This is a genomic window from Streptomyces sp. NPDC102270 (assembly GCF_044766405.1).
GTDB lineage: Bacteria > Actinomycetota > Actinomycetes > Streptomycetales > Streptomycetaceae > Streptomyces.
In genome coordinates this window covers 226,701-244,235 of record NZ_JBIWLX010000001.1, presented here as the reverse complement: position 1 = coordinate 244,235, position 17,535 = coordinate 226,701, and the positions used below count along the sequence as shown (strand labels likewise).

Annotated in this window: 16 protein-coding genes; 5 read left to right on the top strand and 11 right to left on the bottom strand. The window is 70.2% G+C overall.

Features of this window, described 5'->3' with window-relative positions; translation table 11 throughout:
* Nucleotides 1–41: 41 nt before the first annotated feature.
* Nucleotides 42–671: a histidine phosphatase family protein gene (locus tag ACIRP7_RS01035; RefSeq protein WP_403652126.1), complete on the top strand. Its 630-nt coding sequence runs from the start codon at nt 42–44 to the stop codon at nt 669–671.
* 12 nt (nt 672–683) lie between these two features.
* Nucleotides 684–1,460 carry an SAM-dependent methyltransferase gene (locus ACIRP7_RS01030; RefSeq protein WP_403652123.1) on the top strand — a complete coding sequence of 259 codons (777 nt, stop codon included), beginning with the start codon at nt 684–686 and terminating at the stop codon, nt 1,458–1,460.
* 113 nt (nt 1,461–1,573) lie between these two features.
* On the opposite strand, the gene ACIRP7_RS01025 is transcribed toward ACIRP7_RS01030, so the two are convergent.
* From ACIRP7_RS01025 to ACIRP7_RS00985, 9 genes are all read right to left on the bottom strand, one after another.
* Nucleotides 1,574–2,215 (bottom strand): superoxide dismutase, encoded by a 642-nt coding sequence (locus ACIRP7_RS01025; RefSeq protein WP_403652120.1) that lies wholly within the window; start codon nt 2,213–2,215, stop codon nt 1,574–1,576.
* Nucleotides 2,216–2,342: 127 nt separating this feature from the next.
* Nucleotides 2,343–3,728: an amino acid permease gene (locus ACIRP7_RS01020; RefSeq protein WP_403652117.1), complete on the bottom strand. Its 1,386-nt coding sequence runs from the start codon at nt 3,726–3,728 to the stop codon at nt 2,343–2,345.
* Between the two features lie 112 nt (nt 3,729–3,840).
* Entirely contained in the window at nt 3,841–4,737 is an 897-nt protein-coding gene (locus ACIRP7_RS01015; RefSeq protein WP_403652114.1) for a TauD/TfdA dioxygenase family protein, read from the bottom strand.
* A gap of 14 nt (nt 4,738–4,751) precedes the next feature.
* Nucleotides 4,752–6,086 (bottom strand): LLM class flavin-dependent oxidoreductase, encoded by a 1,335-nt coding sequence (locus ACIRP7_RS01010; protein WP_403652111.1) that lies wholly within the window; start codon nt 6,084–6,086, stop codon nt 4,752–4,754.
* A gap of 129 nt (nt 6,087–6,215) precedes the next feature.
* Entirely contained in the window at nt 6,216–6,920 is a 705-nt protein-coding gene (locus ACIRP7_RS01005) for an ABC transporter ATP-binding protein (RefSeq protein ID WP_403652108.1), read from the bottom strand.
* Nucleotides 6,896–7,741, bottom strand: a complete 846-nt coding sequence (locus tag ACIRP7_RS01000) for an ABC transporter permease (RefSeq protein ID WP_403652105.1) — start codon at nt 7,739–7,741, stop codon at nt 6,896–6,898. The genes ACIRP7_RS01005 and ACIRP7_RS01000 overlap by 25 nt, the downstream gene beginning before the upstream one ends.
* Nucleotides 7,738–8,820 carry an ABC transporter substrate-binding protein gene (locus tag ACIRP7_RS00995; protein ID WP_403652102.1) on the bottom strand — a complete coding sequence of 361 codons (1,083 nt, stop codon included), beginning with the start codon at nt 8,818–8,820 and terminating at the stop codon, nt 7,738–7,740. Before ACIRP7_RS00995 ends, ACIRP7_RS01000 begins: the two co-directional genes overlap by 4 nt.
* 180 nt (nt 8,821–9,000) lie before the next feature.
* A complete protein-coding gene (locus ACIRP7_RS00990) occupies nt 9,001–10,209 on the bottom strand; it encodes an ROK family protein (RefSeq protein WP_403652099.1) in 1,209 nt (402 codons plus the stop codon).
* A gap of 64 nt (nt 10,210–10,273) precedes the next feature.
* On the bottom strand, nt 10,274–10,360 hold the full coding sequence (locus ACIRP7_RS00985) for a putative leader peptide (protein WP_353963568.1): 87 nt from the start codon (nt 10,358–10,360) through the stop codon (nt 10,274–10,276).
* A 289-nt stretch (nt 10,361–10,649) separates the two neighbouring features.
* Here ACIRP7_RS00985 and ACIRP7_RS00980 point away from each other — a divergent pair, with 289 nt between their 5' ends.
* Entirely contained in the window at nt 10,650–11,225 is a 576-nt protein-coding gene (locus ACIRP7_RS00980) for a biotin transporter BioY (protein ID WP_403652096.1), read from the top strand.
* Between the two features lie 96 nt (nt 11,226–11,321).
* On the opposite strand, the gene ACIRP7_RS00975 is transcribed toward ACIRP7_RS00980, so the two are convergent.
* Complete coding sequence (locus tag ACIRP7_RS00975; RefSeq protein WP_403652094.1) at nt 11,322–12,047, bottom strand: LPXTG cell wall anchor domain-containing protein; 726 nt, start codon at nt 12,045–12,047, stop codon at nt 11,322–11,324.
* A gap of 239 nt (nt 12,048–12,286) precedes the next feature.
* Here ACIRP7_RS00975 and ACIRP7_RS00970 point away from each other — a divergent pair, with 239 nt between their 5' ends.
* Nucleotides 12,287–15,250, top strand: a complete 2,964-nt coding sequence (locus tag ACIRP7_RS00970) for a protein kinase (protein ID WP_403653008.1) — start codon at nt 12,287–12,289, stop codon at nt 15,248–15,250.
* 70 nt (nt 15,251–15,320) lie between these two features.
* Here the strand turns inward: ACIRP7_RS00970 and ACIRP7_RS00965 are convergent, their stop codons facing one another.
* Entirely contained in the window at nt 15,321–16,733 is a 1,413-nt protein-coding gene (locus ACIRP7_RS00965) for an amino acid permease (RefSeq protein ID WP_403652091.1), read from the bottom strand.
* Nucleotides 16,734–16,938: 205 nt separating this feature from the next.
* Here ACIRP7_RS00965 and ACIRP7_RS00960 point away from each other — a divergent pair, with 205 nt between their 5' ends.
* Complete coding sequence (locus tag ACIRP7_RS00960; protein WP_352383960.1) at nt 16,939–17,424, top strand: ribose-5-phosphate isomerase; 486 nt, start codon at nt 16,939–16,941, stop codon at nt 17,422–17,424.
* Nucleotides 17,425–17,535: the final 111 nt, after the last annotated feature.

Genomic DNA, 17,535 nt, shown 5'->3' with positions numbered 1-17,535 from the left:
ACCAGCCACGACGGCACCGCACCTACCGACAGGACCACACCATGAGCACGAGCACGACCCTGCTGCTGGCCCGGCACGGGCAGACCATCTGGCATGCCGAGAACCGTTACGCGGGCGTGAGCGACATCGGGCTCACCGACAAGGGGCGGGCCCAGTCCGAGGCGCTGGGGCGGTGGGCCGCCGTACACCGTCCCGACGCGATCTGGACGTCCCCCCTGTCGCGGGCGATCGCCACCGCCGACCCGGCCTGCCGGGCCCTCGGCGTCACCCCGCACCGCGAACCCGGCCTCAGGGAGTGCGACTTCGGGGTGCTGGAGGGCCGTACCCTCGCGGAGTTCGCCGCCGAGGTGCCCGACGCGGCCGAGGCCTACCGTGCGGACCCGGTGGCGTACCCCTTCCCCGGCGCGGAGGATCCGACGGCCGCCGCCGCCCGGGGCACGCAGGCCCTGCGCCGCATCGCCGCCGCCCACCCGGGCGAGCGCGTCCTGGTCGTCGCCCACAACACCCTGCTGCGGCTGGTGCTGTGCACGCTGCTGTCGATCCCGCTCGGGCAGTACCGCAGAGTGTTCCCCCGGTTGCGCAACGCGGCGATCACCGAACTCCGCCTCGGCGAGGACGGATCCGCCGCACTTCTCTCCCTCAATGTGCCGTGCGAGCAGGACCGGTCGTAGCACGATAGGTCCATGACGGAGATCGACACCTCGGTGCCGCATTCGGCCCGGATCTGGAACTACTGGCTCGGCGGCAAGGACAACTACCCCGTCGACGAGGCGGCCGGCGACGCCTATACGGCGGTCTTCCCCGGCATCGTCACGATTGCCCGCAGCAGCCGCGCCTTTCTCGGCCGCAGCATCCGCTACCTGGTCGAGGAGGCGGGCGTCCGCCAGTTCCTGGACGTCGGTACCGGGCTGCCCACGGTCGACAACACCCACGAGGTCGCCCAGCGCATCGCCCCCGAATCGAAGATCGTCTACGTGGACAACGACCCGCTGGTCCTCGCCCACGCCCGAGCCCTGCTCACCTCCACACCGGAGGGCGAGACGGCGTACGAGGACCTGACGCTCTACGAGCCGGAGAAGATCCTGGAGGCGGCCTCCCGGACCCTTGACCTCACCCGCCCCACGGCCCTGATCCTCAGCGGCCTGCTGGGCCATGTCGCCGACTACGACCTGGCCCGGGACCTGGTCCGCCGGCTGGTGGCGGGCCTGCCCTCGGGCAGCTACCTCTGCGTCAACGACGGCTCGCGCGGCACCGACCCGGACTACGAACAGGCCCAGGACGCCTACAACGAGACCGGCGCGGTGCCCTACTTCCTGCGTCCGGTCGACAAGATCGAGGCGTTCTTCGAGGGCCTGGAGCTGGTGGACCCGGGCGTGGTCTCCGTCCCGCTGTGGCGCCCGGACGGCGACACGGCCCCCGCACCCATCGGCCAGCACGGCGGTCTGGCCCGCAAGGCCTGACCGGACCCGGGAAGCCCCCGCGAGTCACGTCCTCGCGGGGGCTTCCGTCATTCCGCCCGCCGCATGAAGGCTGAGAAGACGATCACGAGGCGGGACGCTTCGGTGCGGGCCGGTCAGGGCGCCAGGAGCAGCACATCCGCACGGGACCTGGCGGCCTCGTAACGGCGGGCCACGTCCTGCCAGTTGACGACGGCCCACATGGCGTCGATGAAGTCGACCTTCTGGTTCTTGTACTGCAGGTAGAAGGCGTGCTCCCAGGCGTCGAAGACGAGGATCGGGGTGGCGCCCTGCCCGACGTTGCCCTGGTGGTCGTAGACCTGCTCGACGATCAGCCGCCCGCTGAGCGGCTCGTGGGCGAGAACTCCCCAGCCGGAGCCCTGCGTGGTGGCCGCGGCCTTGGTGAGCTGGGCCTTGAAGCCCGCGAACGATCCGAACGACTCGGCGATCGCGTCCGCGAGCGCGCCCACCCCGTCGGCCTCCAGCGGTTCGCCGCCGCCGTCGCCGGTCATGTTGTGCCAGTAGATGGAGTGCAGGATGTGCCCGGAGAGGTGGAAGGCCAGGTTCTTCTCCAGCCCGTTGACCGCTCCCCACGACTCCTTGTCCCGTGCCTCCGCCAGCTGCTCCAGGGTGTCGTTCGCCCCCTTCACATAGGCCGCGTGGTGCTTGTCGTGATGCAGCTCGATGATCTCGGGACTGATCACGGGCGCGAGCGCGGAGTAGTCGTACGGCAGGTCGGGCAACGTGTAGACGGGCATGGGTGGGTCCCCTCCGAACCTCTTATTGCAAAGAGCTTGCAACTACACGCTAGCAACAAAAAGACCCCCGCGGGTGGACCGGGGGGTTTTTCGAAGGGGCGTCCAGGTCTCCAGGGGCGCGTGGGGATCAGTCCTCGGTGCGCGCCCTCTGCCAGGCGAATCCCGCGCCCGCCAGGACCAGCGTCATGCCGCCCGTCCCGTACAGCTGTACGCGGGTGTCCGGCTCCCTGGCCATCAGGACCAGGATCGCCGCCATGCCGGCCAGGGCGACCCACGTCAGATACGGGAAGCCCCACATCCGGACGGTCAGGTTCCCGGGGGCCTCGCGCTCCAGGGCGCGGCGCAGCCGCAGTTGGGAGACGGCGACGAAGCCCCAAACGACCAGGACGACCGCCCCGATCATGTTGAGGAGCCAGGAGAAGACGTCGTCGGGGCGCCAGTAGCTCAGCACCACGCAGACGAAGCCGAACACGCTGGAGGCGAGGACCGCGGCGCGCGGCACACCGCCGCGGACACGGCCGAGGAACCCGGGTCCCATGCCCCGCTCGACCAGGGAGTAGGCGATGCGCGAGGAGCCGTAGACGTTGGCGTTCATCGCGGAGAGCAGGGCGACCAGGACGACGACGTTCATGAGCGGGCCCGCTCCCGGGATGCCCAGTTCGTCGAGGGCGGCGACGTACGGGCCCTTCTCCACGACCGCCTTCGCGTTCCAGGGGACCAGAGTGACGATGACCGCCATCGAGCCGACGTAGAACAGCGCGATACGCCACATCGCCGTACGGACCGCGCTCGCCACGCCCCGCACCGGGTCCTCGGACTCGGCGGCCGCGATGGTGACCGTCTCCAGACCGCCGTACGCGAAGACGGAGGCGAGGAGGCCGACGACCAGGCCCTCGCCGCCGCCCGGGAAGAAGCCCCCGCGGCCGGTGAGGTTCACGGTGCCCGGGGCGGCCGTGCCCGGCAGGAGGCCGCCGATCGCGAGCACCCCCAGGACCAGGAACAGGACGATCGCGCCGACCTTCAGGGCCGCGAACCAGAACTCGAACTCGCCGAAGTTCTTCACCGCGGCCAGGTTCGTGACGCAGAAGACCAGCATGAACAGGGCCACCCAGGCCCATTCCGGGGTCCCCGGCAGCCAGCCGGTCACGATCTTCGCGGCGCCGATGCCCTCCAGGCCCACGGCCGTGCACAGCAGGACCCAGAACGACCACCCGGCGGTGAAGCCGGCCCAGGGGCCGATCGCCCGCTCGGCGTGCGCGGAGAAGGAGCCGGAGGACGGATACGCGGCCGACATCTCGCCGAGCATCCGCATGACCAGCATCACGAGGAGGCCGGAGAGCGTGTAGGCGAGGACGATCGACGGTCCGGCGGCGGCGATCCCCGCGCCCGAGCCGACGAACAGTCCGGCGCCGATCACCCCGCCGAGAGCGATCATCGACAGGTGGCGCTGCTTGAGGCCGTGGGAGAGCGGAGCGTCGGACTCTTGTGGGGTCCTGACGGTGGTGCTGGGCATGGGCGCGGTTCGTCCAGTGCGTGAGACGGCAAAAACGCCCACAGTGTGGGCGGTCTTCCCTGGTCAAAGGGGAGACCGCCCACGATGCGGACCGGTCCGGCACCGGCTGTGACTACGCGGCTACGACCGTGTAGTGCGAGGCGTCGCCCTCGATCGAGTAGCTCTCCTTGCCCTCGATGCCCACCGGCACGTCCCCGGCGACCGTCACCCGGTGCAGCCGGCGCGGCAGACCGTCGTAGTTGTCGACGGCGTAGTGCTGGGTGATGCGGTTGTCGAACAGGACCAGCTGGTTCTCCGACCAGCGGTGGCGCAGCAGGTTCTCCGGGCGGGTCACGTACGACTGGAGGATCTCGAGCAGCTTGCGGGACTCACTCGTCGACAGGCCCACGATCCGCTGCGCGAACCCGCCGATGAACAGCCCGCGTTCACCGGTCAGCGGGTGCACCCGGACCACCGGGTGGACCGTGCGGTACTTGATCGAGGTGAACTGGGCGCGCCGCGCGGCCTGTTCCTCGTCCAGGCTCTCCTCCGGTACGGCGTAGTCGTAGTCGTTGGTGTGCTCGGCCCACAGGTCGTCGGCGAGGCGCCTGAGCGGCTGCGGCAGATCCCGGTACGCGGCCGCCGAGTTGGCGATCAGGGTCTCGCCGCCGTACGGCGGGATCGTCAGGCTGCGCAGGGTGCTGGCCTGGGGCGGGTTGAGGACGAAGGTGACGTCGGTGTGCCAGTGGTTGGCGGCCCGGCCGCCCTCGCTGTCGACGGGCAGGATGTTCGGGGTGCCGTCGACGGCCGGCACGGTCGGGTGGGCGGTGGTGAGTTCGCCGAAGTGCCGGGCGAAGGCCTGCTGGCCCTCGTCGTCGAGGTTCACGTCGCTGAAGACCAGCGCCTTGTGGGTGTTGAGGGCGTCGCGCAGCGCGGTGGCCGTGTCCTCGTCCAGGGGCTTGGAGAGGTCGACACCGGCCACGTGGGCGCCGATGTTCGCGGTGACCTTGCGGATCTCGATACCGGACATGAGAGGGGTCCTTCCTAGGCGTGGACGGGCTGGACGTGCTGGTTGGCGGGGCGGGGGAGGCCGTAGCGCTCCCGCAGGGTCTGGCGCGGTCCGTACTCGGTGCGCAGCAGGCCGCGGGCGCGCAGGATCGGGACGACGTGGTCGACGAAGGTGTCGAGTCCCGAGGGGAGCACCGCGGGCATGATGTTGAAGCCGTCGGCGGCGCCCTGCGTGAACCAGGTCTCGATGGCGTCGGCGACCTGCTCGGGCGTGCCGGCGAAGGTGAGGTGGCCGCGGCCGCCGCCGAGTCTGCCGATCAGCTGCCGCACGGTGAGGCGGTCGCGCCGGGCCAGCTCCACGACGAGCGTGTACCGGCTCTTGGCGCCCTCGACGGCGGACTCGGGCGGCAGGTCGGACGGGAGCTGCCTGTCCAACTCCAGGCTGTCCGCGGGGAGTTGCAGCAGCCGCTCCAGGTTGGCCACGCCGTGCCGGTGCACGATGTGGTCCTCCAGCTCCTGTTCCTTCGCGAGCGCCTCGGCCTCCGTGGCGCCGATGACGGGGACGATGCCGGGCAGCACCTTGATGTGCTGGGGGTCGCGACCCGCTTGTGAGGTCCGTGCCTTGAGGTCGGCGTAGAAGGCCCGCGCGTCCTCGATGGTCTGCTGGGCGGTGAACACGGCCTCCGCGTACCGGGACGCGAACTCCTTGCCGTCCTCACTCGAACCGGCCTGCACGAGCAGGGGGTAACCCTGGGGTGTGCGGGGCACGTTGAGGGCGCCCTCGACGCTGAAGTACGTCCCCCGGTGGCGGGGCGGGTGGATCTTCGCGTCGTCGCCCCAGACGCCGGCCGCCTTGTCGCCGAGGATCGCGTCGTCCTCCCAGCTGTCCCAGAGTTTGAGGGCCACGTCGAGGAACTCGGAGGCTCTGGCGTACCGCTCGGCGTGTGCGGGTTCCGCGTCCAGGCCGAAGTTGCGGGCGGCCTCCGCGCCGGCGGTGGTCACGATGTTCCAGCCGGCCCGGCCGCCGCTGATGATGTCCAGCGAGGCGAACTTACGGGCCAGGTTGTAGGGCGAGTTGTAGGACGTGGAGGCGGTCGCGATCAGCCCGATGTGCTCGGTGGCCGTCGCCAGCGCGGTCAGCAGCGTGAGCGGCTCCAGTGCACCGGCGGGCCGCTGGGCGAGGTTGCTCCACAACTGCGGCCCGTCGGCGAGGAAGAGCGAGTCGAAGGTCCCGCGCTCGGCGATCCGGGCGAGGCGGACGTAGTGGTCGAGCGAGACATGCGCGAAGGGATCGCTCTCGGGCAGCCGCCAGGAGGCTTCGTGGTGGCCGGTGTTCATGAGGAAGGCGTTGAGGTGGAGGTGGCGGGGCATGGGGGTCCTTTGCGGCGTGCTCGGGGGAGTGGCTCGGGTGCCGGCCGGCTGCGCTCAGCCCGTCCGGCGTTTGAGGACGAGGCCCCTTCAGGGCCGGTGGGGTCTGGGGGCGCAGCCCCCCAGGGACGGTCATCTGACGTCTGCGGTCACTCCCAGCGCCGTCAGCAGCCGCGCCCGGTACTCCTCCCGGGGCCGGGCCCGGTCGATGGTCTCGTCGAGGCCGATCCGCCCCTCCTCCAGAACCAGCACCCGGTCGGCCAGCGCGATCGCCTCGTCCACGTCGTGCGTCACCAGCAGCACCGACGGCTGATGCCGCTTCCACAGCTCCCGCAGCAGCGCGTGCATCCTGATCCGGGTCAACGCGTCCAGCGCCCCGAACGGCTCGTCCGCAAGCAGGAGTTCGGGCTCCCTGACCAGCGACCGGGCCAGTGCGGCGCGCTGTTGCTCACCGCCGGACAGCTCGTTCGGCCAGGCCCGCTCGCGCCCGGCGAGACCCACCTCGGCAAGCGCCTCGCGCCCCCTGTCCTCCCCGTCCGTCCCCAGCAGCACGTTGTCCAGCACCCGTCGCCACGGCAGCAGCCGGGAGTCCTGGAACACCACGGACACCCTCTCGGGGGCCGTCAGCTGCCCGCTCCCCACCACCTCGTGGTCCAGCCCCGCCACCGCCCGCAGCAGCGTGCTCTTGCCGGAGCCGCTGTGCCCGAGCAGGGCGACGAACTGTCCGGCCGGGATGTCGAGGTCGATGCCGTCGAGGACCGTACGCCCGTCGAACGACCGGGTCAGCCCCCGGATCCGTACGGCCGGCCGGGTCAGCTGCTCAGTGTGCGGCGCCATGACAGCACCCTCCGTTCGACGAGACGGACCGCGCTGTCGGAGACCAGGCCGAAGACCCCGTAGACCACGAGACCGACGAGGATCACATCGCTCTGGCCGTAGTTCTGGGCCTGGAACATCATGTAGCCGAGTCCGCTGGTGGCGTTGATCTGCTCCAGGACGACCAGGCCCAGCCAGGAGCCGGTGACACCGAGCCGGAGTCCCACGAAGAATCCGGGCAGCGCGCCGGGGATGACGATCTGCCGTACGAACGCGAACCTCGACAGCCCCTGTACCTCGGCGAGTTCGACGAAGCGGTGGTCGATGCCGGCCAGTGCGGCATGGGTGTTCAGATAGATCGGGATGTAGACGACGATCGCGATGATCGCGACCTTGAAGGACTCGCCGATGCCCAGCCAGAGGATGAACAGCGGGATCAGGCCCAGCGTCGGAATCGCCCGGTTGAGGTTCACCGTCCCGTCGATCAGCGCCTCACCGACCCGGCTGAGCCCGGCGGCCAGGGCCAGCAGGACACCGGCGGCCAGCCCGATGGCGAAGCCGGACGCGGCCCGCTCGAGCGAGGTCACCATGTCGGTGGGCAGCGTCCCGGCGGTCCACAGATGGACGCCGGTCCTGACCACGGTCCAGGGCGCGGGGACCGCGGCCGGGTCGAGCCGCCCCGCGGCGGAGGCCGCGGCCCACAGCGCGAGGAGGAGAACCGGGCCGACGAGCCGGGCCGCGGGCAGGCGCTTGCCGGGGGAGAGCCGGCGTCGCCTGCGGACCGGGGACGCGTCCGGGGCGACCACGGTCGTGGTGGCGGTCGCGGTGGTCACGGCGCTCACCTCCGGTACTCCGCGGGCACGGCCTTCGCGGCGATGCCCTCGAAGCGGTGGTCGAAGAGGCCGCCCACATCGAACTTCTTCACGAAGCCGCCCTCGGCCAGCAGATCCGCGGTCTCCTGCTCCCACTTGATCGCCTCGTCCCAACTCGTGGGAAACAGAGGCTTGTTGGCGAGCGCTGTGACGGCCTTCGCCTGGGCGAGGGTCAGGTTCTGCGTCTTCACGTAGAACTCCTCGTTCCAGATGTCGGGGTTCTCGTACGTCCACACCTGGCCCTTGGCCCAGTACGGGATGTAGGCGGCGACCGCGGCGGCCTTCGCGGGGTCGCTCAGCACGGAGGCCGGCGCCCACAGCAGGTTGAGCAGGTCGACCACGTCGGTAGTGATGGCGCGGGCACCCTTGTGCCCGTACTGCTGGAAGTAGGCGGGCGACTGGCTGTTGGGCAGCGGTGCGACGTCCACCTGGCCGGACTGCAGGGCCGTGAAGAACTGGTTGCTGGTGAGCGGGACGAGCTTGACCTCGTCGTAGGCGAGGCCGGCCTTCTTCAACGCCCGGAGCAGGACCACCCCTTGGGCCTGCCCCTGCGAGAACGCCAGCTTCTTGCCCTTGAAGTCCTCGACCGATCGGATGTCGCTGCCGGGCTTGGTGGCGAAGAGGTAGTTCGGCTTACGGGTGATGTTGAGCGCGACGATTTTCGCGTCGTAGCCCTGGAAGTGCGCCTGGATCGGCGGGATTCCCGCGTTGTTGGCGACGTCGAGGGAGCCGGCACGGAAGGCGTTGATGACGTCGGGGCCGGCGCTGATATTGGCCCAGGTGCTCACCTTGAACGGAGGAGCGCCCAACTTACCGAGTTTCAGCTGTAGTTGTTGGGTTCCGGAGTACGAGGCGATCTTCAGGCTGGTACCGGCCGGGACCTTGGCGACGAGCGGCGCGGACAGGGCGTCCTTGCTGTCGGCGGCGGCACTGCTGTCGGCGCAGCCGCTGAGGCCGGCGACACCGGCCGCGGCGCCGAGGACCGAGGTGAGGAACAGCCGCCGGTCGATTCCGGACGTGCCGATTCGGGACGTGCGGGAAAAGGGCATGGGAAGGCTCCCTGAATCAGTGCATGAGAAAGTCACGGAGAAATGAGTTCATGCAGGGGAAATGAGCGCGTCACGCGGGGCAACGTGTCAGCAACAAAGGGCGCGACAGTACAGGTGCGGGCTAATGAACAGGATGTTCGCGGCCACAAGGAGCCCCTGTCAACATTCGGAGTTTCTGAATTAAATAGCCTCAGGTGACGCGGCCAATGGATCCCGGTAGAGCACGTCGAGGGCCACCGAACCGCCCGCCACGGCAAGGACGGAATCCGGGAAACTCGACGGAATGACGGAAGCCGCGCGGTCGTCGCCGACGCCCTCGCGCAGGGCGACGAGGCAGTCCTCCCGGTGGAGGATGCCGACCTCGGTCACCACGACCGTCTCCGGGTTCAGCACGTCGAGGAGCAGCCGCGCCGCCCGCCCCACGGCGCCCGCCCGCTCGGTCAGCAGCCGGGCCGCCGCCGGGTCGCCCGTGGCCGCCGCCGCGACCACGTGCATCGGGTTCACGCCCTCGACGATTCCCGCCTGCCGGGCCCGTCGGCACAGTGTCCGCTCGCTCAGCTCGACCTGCAGGCACCCGGTTCGCCCGCAGTCGCAGGGCTCGGTGCCGCCCGGCACCGGGAGATGGGCGATCGCGCCCGCCTGGGAGCGCGGCCCGTGGTGCACCTCGTCGTTGGTGGCGAACGCCGAGTCCACCACGTTGCCGACGAACAGGTGCAGCACGCTCCGGCTGCCGCGCGCCCGCCCGAACAGCCGCTCCGCGTTGACCAACGCCCGCGCGTGCCCGTCCACATGGACCGGCAGACCGGTCCGGGCGCCGAGCAACTCCCGTACCGGCACGTCGTGCCAGCCCAGCAGGGGGTGCTCGACGACGGTCCCGGAGTCCCGGTCCACCCAGCCGCCGGCCGCGAAGCCGACGCCCAGGCAGCGCAGCCGCGGCGACCGCCCCAGCAGTGCGCCAAGCCCGTCGGCGGCCCGCGCCAGGATCTCGGAGGCGCCGGCCCCGTTGTGCCGGAGCTCCCGTGCGGCCACCACCCGGCCGCGCAGATCGAGCAGGGCAACGGTCGTATAGGGGACGGCCACATGGACCCCGCCCACGACGAACCGTGACTCGTCCAGGTCGACGGGCACATGGGGGCGGCCCACACCATGGGACTGCCGGGGCGTCTCCGACTCACGGATGAGACCGAGCTCGGTGAAGCGCGAGCAGTAGTCCGTCACGGACGCCGGGGACAGTCCGGTCAGCCGCGCGATGGTGCTGCGTGCCACCGGCCCGTGCTCCAGCACGGACCGCAGGACGACGCTGGCGCTGGTACGGCGCCGGGACGTGGAAGGGGGAGTGGAAGGGCGAGTGGCGGGAGCGGTGGCAGGGGGTGCCGTGGTACGGGGCATGGAAGACCGTCCTCGGGAACGGGGGCCGACACGTCTCGGAGAGTGAGGCGCGCCGGAGCCCGCCTCACACCGGACGGCGACAGACAGCCGTGCCCACGCGTCGCAGGTCGACGTGGCGACGCGAGGAGAAGTACCGGGACTGGGCGACCATGCCTGGAAGGGTAGGTCAGAAACGGTGAATCCGACCAGACCACTAGGGTTCGTTCGGTGATTCCGTTCGTTTGGTGATTCCCAACAGCGGCCCGACCTCGCCCCCCTGTAGCCGGTGCCACCTCACCTCAGTGACCGGCATCACGCCGAACCGGGTGTAACCGGCATCCTTTGTCCGGAGCCCACCAAGCCCCGGCTCCCGCCTTTGTCGGGCGCTGACGGTGATCGGCCGGAACACGCTGGGATAGCGTCACGATGTCCCCCGCCGTTCACACCCTCGCGGAGTCCCCATGAGCACCGCCGTCGCCCCCGCCCGCACCGGCCAGGTCCTCGCTGACCTGATCCCCGCCTCCCGCGTCCGGGACGTCGCGCTCGTGGTGGGCGGCGCCGCGCTCACCGGCCTCGCCGCACAGCTCTCCGTGCCCGTGCCGGGCTCCCCGGTGCCGGTGACCGGCCAGACCTTCGCCGCGCTGCTCGTCGGCACCACCCTCGGCGCCCGCCGCGGTGTCGCCTCCCTCGCCCTCTACGCGCTGGCCGGCCTCGCCGGACTCCCGTGGTTCGCCCAGGGCACCTCCGGGGTCTCCGTCTCCTTCGGCTACATCCTCGGCATGATCCTCGCCTCCGCCGCCGTCGGCGCCCTGGCCCGCCGCGGCGCCGACCGGAACGTGTGGCGGACGGCGGGCGCCATGCTGGTCGGCGAGGCGATCATCTACGCGATCGGCGTCCCGTACCTCGCCTACGCCGCCGACATGTCGCTGTCCGCCGCGATCGCGGCCGGCCTCACTCCCTTCCTCCTCGGCGACGCCCTCAAGGCGGCCCTGGCGATGGGCGTCCTGCCGACCGCCTGGAAGCTCGTCAAGCGCTGACATTCCTCCGGTTTCCCGCAGAGGTTCATGCCGGACATGCCGAAGGCATGACCTGACAACCCGTCAGGTCATGCCTTCGCCGTTTTCCGCTCCGGATCAGCCGGTGCGCTGCGGCCGCCGCTGCGACCACCACAGCCCGGCCACGCCCGCCGCCATCAGCGAGGCGCCCGCGGCCCCGAGCGGCAGCAGGTCCCGCCCGACACCGGTCTTCGGCAACTCGCCCGGGGTGTCACCGCCGGGCGCCACCGGCTTGTTGTCGGTGCCCAGCAGCAGCGGGGTGGCCGGGGCGTTCGGCGACGGATTCGTCGTACCGAACGGAACCGGGCCCTGCTGCCAGAACGTCTTCTTCCCGTCACCGGCCTGCACCGGCAGACAGATCTTTCCGGTCTTGTCGAGATCGAATGTCGCGTCTACGGCGTAAGACTTCGACTTACCGGCCGCGAGATTGTCGATAGGGCAGGCGAAACCGCTGTTCGAGCCTTCCGGTAGATCCTTTTCTGCAATCTGAGAGCAGCCTTGAACGTTTTTGACCGTCATGCCGTCGAATCCGACGACCAAAAGCCTGATCTTTCCGCTGTCCTTACTCCCGCCGTTCTTCACGGTGGCCGTGAGGTCGGTCTTCTGCGAGCTGTTGTCGACGGAGATCGTCCCGGGCAGTGTCGTCGTCAGCTCCACGCCCGCCGGCGCTTCGTCAACGGCCTTTCCCCCTTTGCTGCTTGCGGGTCCCTCGTCCGCGCTCGCGGTGAAGGAAAAGATCATCACCGTCGAGAAGGACGCCGTGACCAGCGATCCGGCGATGGTCGTCATGCGACGAGAACTCATGTTCGCCCCCCTTGGCTGCGCCTGAATTCGCAGTACTTGAAGAGGTACCACAAGATTTCTCCGCACTATGCTGGTACGGCGCGAAGTGTGACCATTGTGTTCCAGTCGGGGCATCGTTGAGGGGGTGCAGCGGATTGCCGGGGAATACGGGAGACACGGGAAATGCGAGGCGCGGCGGAGTTCCAGGGCTCCTGGTGACGGGACGCTATCGCCTGGTCGAAAGTATCGGCCAGGGGGGAATGGGGCGGGTGTGGCGGGCCGCCGACGAAATGCTCGACCGCCAGGTCGCGGTCAAGGAGATGCGGATCGACGGCCTCGACGCCGAGGACACCCGCACCCGCCGTGAACGGACCCTGCGCGAGGCCAGGGCCACGGCGCGCATCGACCACCCCAATGTCGTACGGGTCTACGACGTCGTGGACGAGGGCGAACGCCTCTGGATCGTCATGGAGTTGGTCAACGGCCGTTCCCTGGAACGCATGACGGTGGAGGACGGCCCACTGGGCCCGCGCGAAACGGCGCTGCTCGGCCTGGGGCTGGTGCGGGCCCTGCGCCAGGTCCACGCGCGAGGCGTCCTGCACCGGGACATCAAACCCGGGAACGTCCTGGTGGAGTCCGGTGAGCGCACTGCCCGCCGGATCGTGCTCACCGACTTCGGCATCGCCGCGATGCAGGACGCCGAGGCGCTGACCATGGTCGGCATGCTCGTCGGTTCCCCCGACTACATGGCCCCCGAGCGGGTCTCGGGCCGTCCGCAGGGCCCGCCGTCGGACATCTGGTCCCTGGGAGCGACGCTGTGCGCGGCACTGGGCGGCCGCTCCCCCTTCTCGCGCGACACCACCCTGGCCACGCTGCACGCCGTCCTCTACGAGGAGCCGGAACTCCCCGCGGCGGCGGGCCCGTTGACCGAACTCCTGACGGCCCTGCTGGAGAAGGACCCGTCGATACGCCCGGGCCTCGACGAGGTGGAGTCGACCCTGCACACGGTCGCATTCCCGGCGCCCACGCCGACTTTGAGGATGGGGACGGGGGATGACGCCGGCGACACGGGGACGTCGGAGCGGGTACCTCGGGTGGGAGGTGTGCAGGCACCGGGTTCGGACCAGGCGGACTCTGCGCAGGTGGCGGGGGCGGGACAGGTTGACGGGGATCCCCTGTCGGGGGCGGCGCCGGGATCGGAGCGAGCGGGGAGTTCTGCGCCGGCATGGGCCCAGGGGGAGTTGAGTGGCCCTCGGGATCCGAGGGGGCCGGGAACATCTGGGGCCACGGGAGTCCCTGGGACTGCGGGGGCTCCAGGAACGCCGGGTGGTTCGGGCGCTTCCGAGGCGCGGGGTGCCGATGAAGCGGGCGGGGCGGGAGAGGGGTCCGAGAGGCCGGGCGCTTCGGGAGTTCCGGGCGAATCCGAGGTGCCGGGGGACCCGGGAACACCGGGAGCCTCACGGGACGCGCGAGGAAACTCGCCGGAGGCGACGGGTATGCCCAGCGGTTCAACGGATACGTCAACGGCCCGACAGGGCTCATCAAAGACCCCGCCGGTCCCAGGGCCGTGGACACCGCGGGAGTCGCCCACCCCGGCCTATCTGGAGACCGGGGTCGTACGGGCTGCACGGGATCCGCGGGTGCCGGAGCCGGATGCCGGGCCCGAGGCGGCCGTGGACGAGCCTGCCGACGTGGAGCCGGCGGATGCGGTCCCGGGCTTCTCGGGTGCGGGGGTTGCTCGGGCTTCGGACTCAACGCCGGAGGAGTCCCGGTCAGCAGCCGAGGCGGCCTGGGGTTCGAGCACATCGCCAGAGGAGGCTCGGTCTGATGCGGAGGATGCGGAGCAGTCGGACGGAGTGGTGCCCAGGCGCGGGTCCTCGGAGTGGGCCGGGACCGGGACCGGGGCGGGGGGCGTGGGCCCGGACGGAGCGGGTGACGACGCCGTAGCCGCGCGACCCGAACACCCCACCCCAGCCGGGCCGTTCCTGCCGTCCGGGTCCCAGGAGGCCTCGGCCGACCACGTCGCCAGTGCTTCCACCGAGGCCGCCTCGGAGGAGCGTTCGGAGGTTCGGTCGGAGGCGCCGTCCGGGAGCTCGGTGGGAGCCGTACTCCGGGCAGGGGCCGCCACGACCAGTACACCTCTCGCGAGCGCCCCCACCCAGGACTCCCTCGCGGCGGGCGCCCCGACGGAGCACTTCCCGATGCCGGACGCGCCGACCAGGGACGCCCTCACGCGAGCGGCCTCCGCCCCCACCCGTGTTGGTCCGGTACCGAAGACTCACCGTCGCCCCCACCACCCGGGTCAGGACCCCGATCCAGCCCCCGAGCAAGGACGACCGGCGCAGGAAGGCGCAGCCGGCGGCGGACCCGGCATCGACAACGACGACCCCGCCACCGATCCCCTTACTCGCCCCCACCCGGGCCAGGACCCTGCCCCCCGCCCGGGACAGGGGCCGGTGCAGGAAGGCGACGGCGACAGCGGACCCGGTATCGACGCAGCCGACCCCGACCCCGACCCCGGCCCGGCCCTGGTCCTCGGCCCCCATCCCCACCGCATACCCCCGGGCGAACCCCCCGCCACCGCCCACCGTGGTCGGCGCCGGACCACCCTGGTTGCCGTCGGAAGCGTGGTCGCCGCAGGTGTCGCCGTGGTCGCGATCATCCTCGCCACCACGTCCGGCCCACCCGGCGACGACAAGGCGGGCGGTTCCCCGTCCGCCTCGGCCTCGGCCTCCGTCTCCTCCTCGGCCCCTGGCGGGACCCCGTCCGCCACCGTCGAGGGCACCTCCCGCCCCCGTTCGCTCCCGCCCGGCGCACACGAGGAGGCCGGCGGATTCGCGTGGGCGACTCCGACCGGCTGGCGGCGGGACGTGAAGACGGGGGCCGAGGTCCACTACACCTCGCCGGACGGGAAGCAGGAGCTCGCGGCCAAGTCGTCCCTCGCCCGAGGCGACCTGATGGAGACCTGGCGGACCTCCGAGCAGAACGCCCACCAGGGCCAGGACTACGCCAAGATCCGCCTGGAGGAGACGACGTTCCGCGATCACCCCGCGGTCGTCTGGGAGTACACCTTCACCCTCGGCGGCGTCCCCTGGCACGCCCAGCTGCTCGGCTTCGACGTGGGCGACAAGTCGTACCAGATCAACACCTGGTACCAGCCGGACATCGAGACGCAGGCCCTCACGACGTACGAGAAGGTGAAGGACAGCTTCACAGTGCTCTGAGCCTGCACGGAGAAAGGGCCCCGCGGCACACGCCACGGGGCCCTGCACGCACGTCCGTTCAGCCGTCCGTTCAGCCGACGGAAACCTTGTCCGTCACCTCACCGGCCGAGGCGGCGGTCGCCCGCCCGCGCCCGACCTTCTCCTTCACCACGGCGATGACCAGCACCCCCGCCGCGACGAGCAGCGACAGCAGCACGGTCTCCCGCCCGTCGTGCTCCGTGTCGGTCAGCATGTAGCCGAGGACGAACACGATCAACGCGGCCGTCGCCCAGGTCAGATACGGGTACAGCCACATCTTCACGACCAGCTTCTCCGGCGCCTCGGCCTGGATGATCTTCCGCATCCGCAGCTGCGAGAAGCAGATGACCAGCCACACGAACAGGGCCACCGCACCGGAGGAGTTGACGAGGAAGAGGAAGATCTTGTCGGGGGAGAGGTAGTTGAAGAACACGGCGACGAAGCCGAACACCACCGACGCGAGGATCGCGGCCATCGGCACACCCCGGCCGTTGACCCGCGCGAACGCCTTCGGCGCGTCACCCCGCTCGCCGAGCGAGAAGGCCATCCGGGAGGCCGTGTAGAGGCCGGAGTTGAGACAGGACAGCACCGAGGTCAGCACGATGAAGTTCATGATCTGACCGGCGTGCGCGATCCCGAGGGAGTCGAGCGCGGCGACGTAGGACCCGCTGTCCTGGATGGACTTGGAGTCCCACGGGATCAGCGTGACGACGACGAAGATGGATCCCAGGTAGAAGACCGCGATACGCCAGATGATGCTGTTGGTCGACTTGGTCACGGCCCGCTGCGGGTCCTCCGACTCACCGGCCGCGAGGGTCGCGATCTCGCTGCCCATGAAGGAGAAGACGACGAGCAGTACGCCGGTGAGGATGGCACCGGGCCCGTGCGGCAGGAAACCGCCGTGGTCGGTCAGGTTGGAGAGCCCCGCCTGGTCGGCGTCGACACCCGGCAGCACGCCGAACACGGCGAGCAGGCCGATGACGATGAACGCCCCGATCGCCACGACCTTGATCCCGGCGAACCAGAACTCGAACTCGCCGTAGGACCCGACGGAGACGAGGTTGGTGGCGGTCAGCACCACCATCACGATCAGCGCCCACCCCCACTGCGGTACGGCGGGTATCCACCCCTCGAGGATCTTGGCGCCGGCGGTCGCCTCGACGGCGAGGACGACGACCCAGAAGAACCAGTACAGCCAGCCGATGGAGAAACCGGCCCAGCGGCCGAGGGCCCGGTCGGCGTGCGCCGAGAAGGAACCGGAATTGGGATTCGCGGCGGACATTTCACCGAGCATCCGCATCACGAGGACGACCAGCGTGCCGACGAGCGCGTACGACAGCAGGATGCCGGGTCCGGCGGTGGCGATACCGGAGCTGGAGCCCACGAAGAGGCCCGCCCCGATGACGCCGCCGATGGCGATCATCGAGAGGTGACGGTTCTTGAGTCCGGCCTGGAGACCAGTCATACGGGGAATTCCTTCGTGCCGGGTGTGGGGAGGCCCGTACGAGCGGTGTACGGGTCGGTCCAGTGAATCGGAGGCAAAGAAATTCGTGAACCTTTGAATCCAGATCGTTACTTGAGGTTTCCTTGAGGTTCCATTGTCAGGCTCACTGTTTTCCTGGCCGACACCCGGGGCTGCTGCCCCGAAACAGCCGTGTCACACTCGTTCCATGCGCGTGTATCTCGGCTCCGACCATGCGGGCTTCGAACTCAAGAACCACCTCGTCGACTGGCTCAAGGCGGCCGGCCACGACGTGGTCGACTGCGGCCCCCACATCTACGACGCCCAGGACGACTACCCGCCCTTCTGCCTCCGCGCCGCCGAGCGCACCGCCGCCGACGCCGACTCCCTCGGCATCGTGATCGGCGGCTCCGGCAACGGCGAGCAGATCGCGGCGAACAAGGTCAAGGGTGTTCGGGCATCCCTCGCCTGGAGCGAGGAGACCGCTTCGCTGGGCCGCCAGCACAACAACGCCAACGTCGTCGCGGTCGGCGCCCGCATGCACTCCACGGAGGAGGCGACGAAGTTCGTCGAGACCTTCCTCGCGACGCCGTTCTCGGGCGACGAGCGCCACCAGCGCCGCATCGACATGCTGTCCGACTACGAGACCACGGGCGACCTGCCGGCGATCCCGGCGCACCACCCCCAGCAGTAGCCCTCAGCGGGGTTCGTGGCCGGGTGCGGGTGCGTGGGGGCTGGTCGCGCAGTTCCCCGCGCCCCTGAGTGGGTGACCTGCACGAAATCCAGCCCTTGGGTATGTGACGAA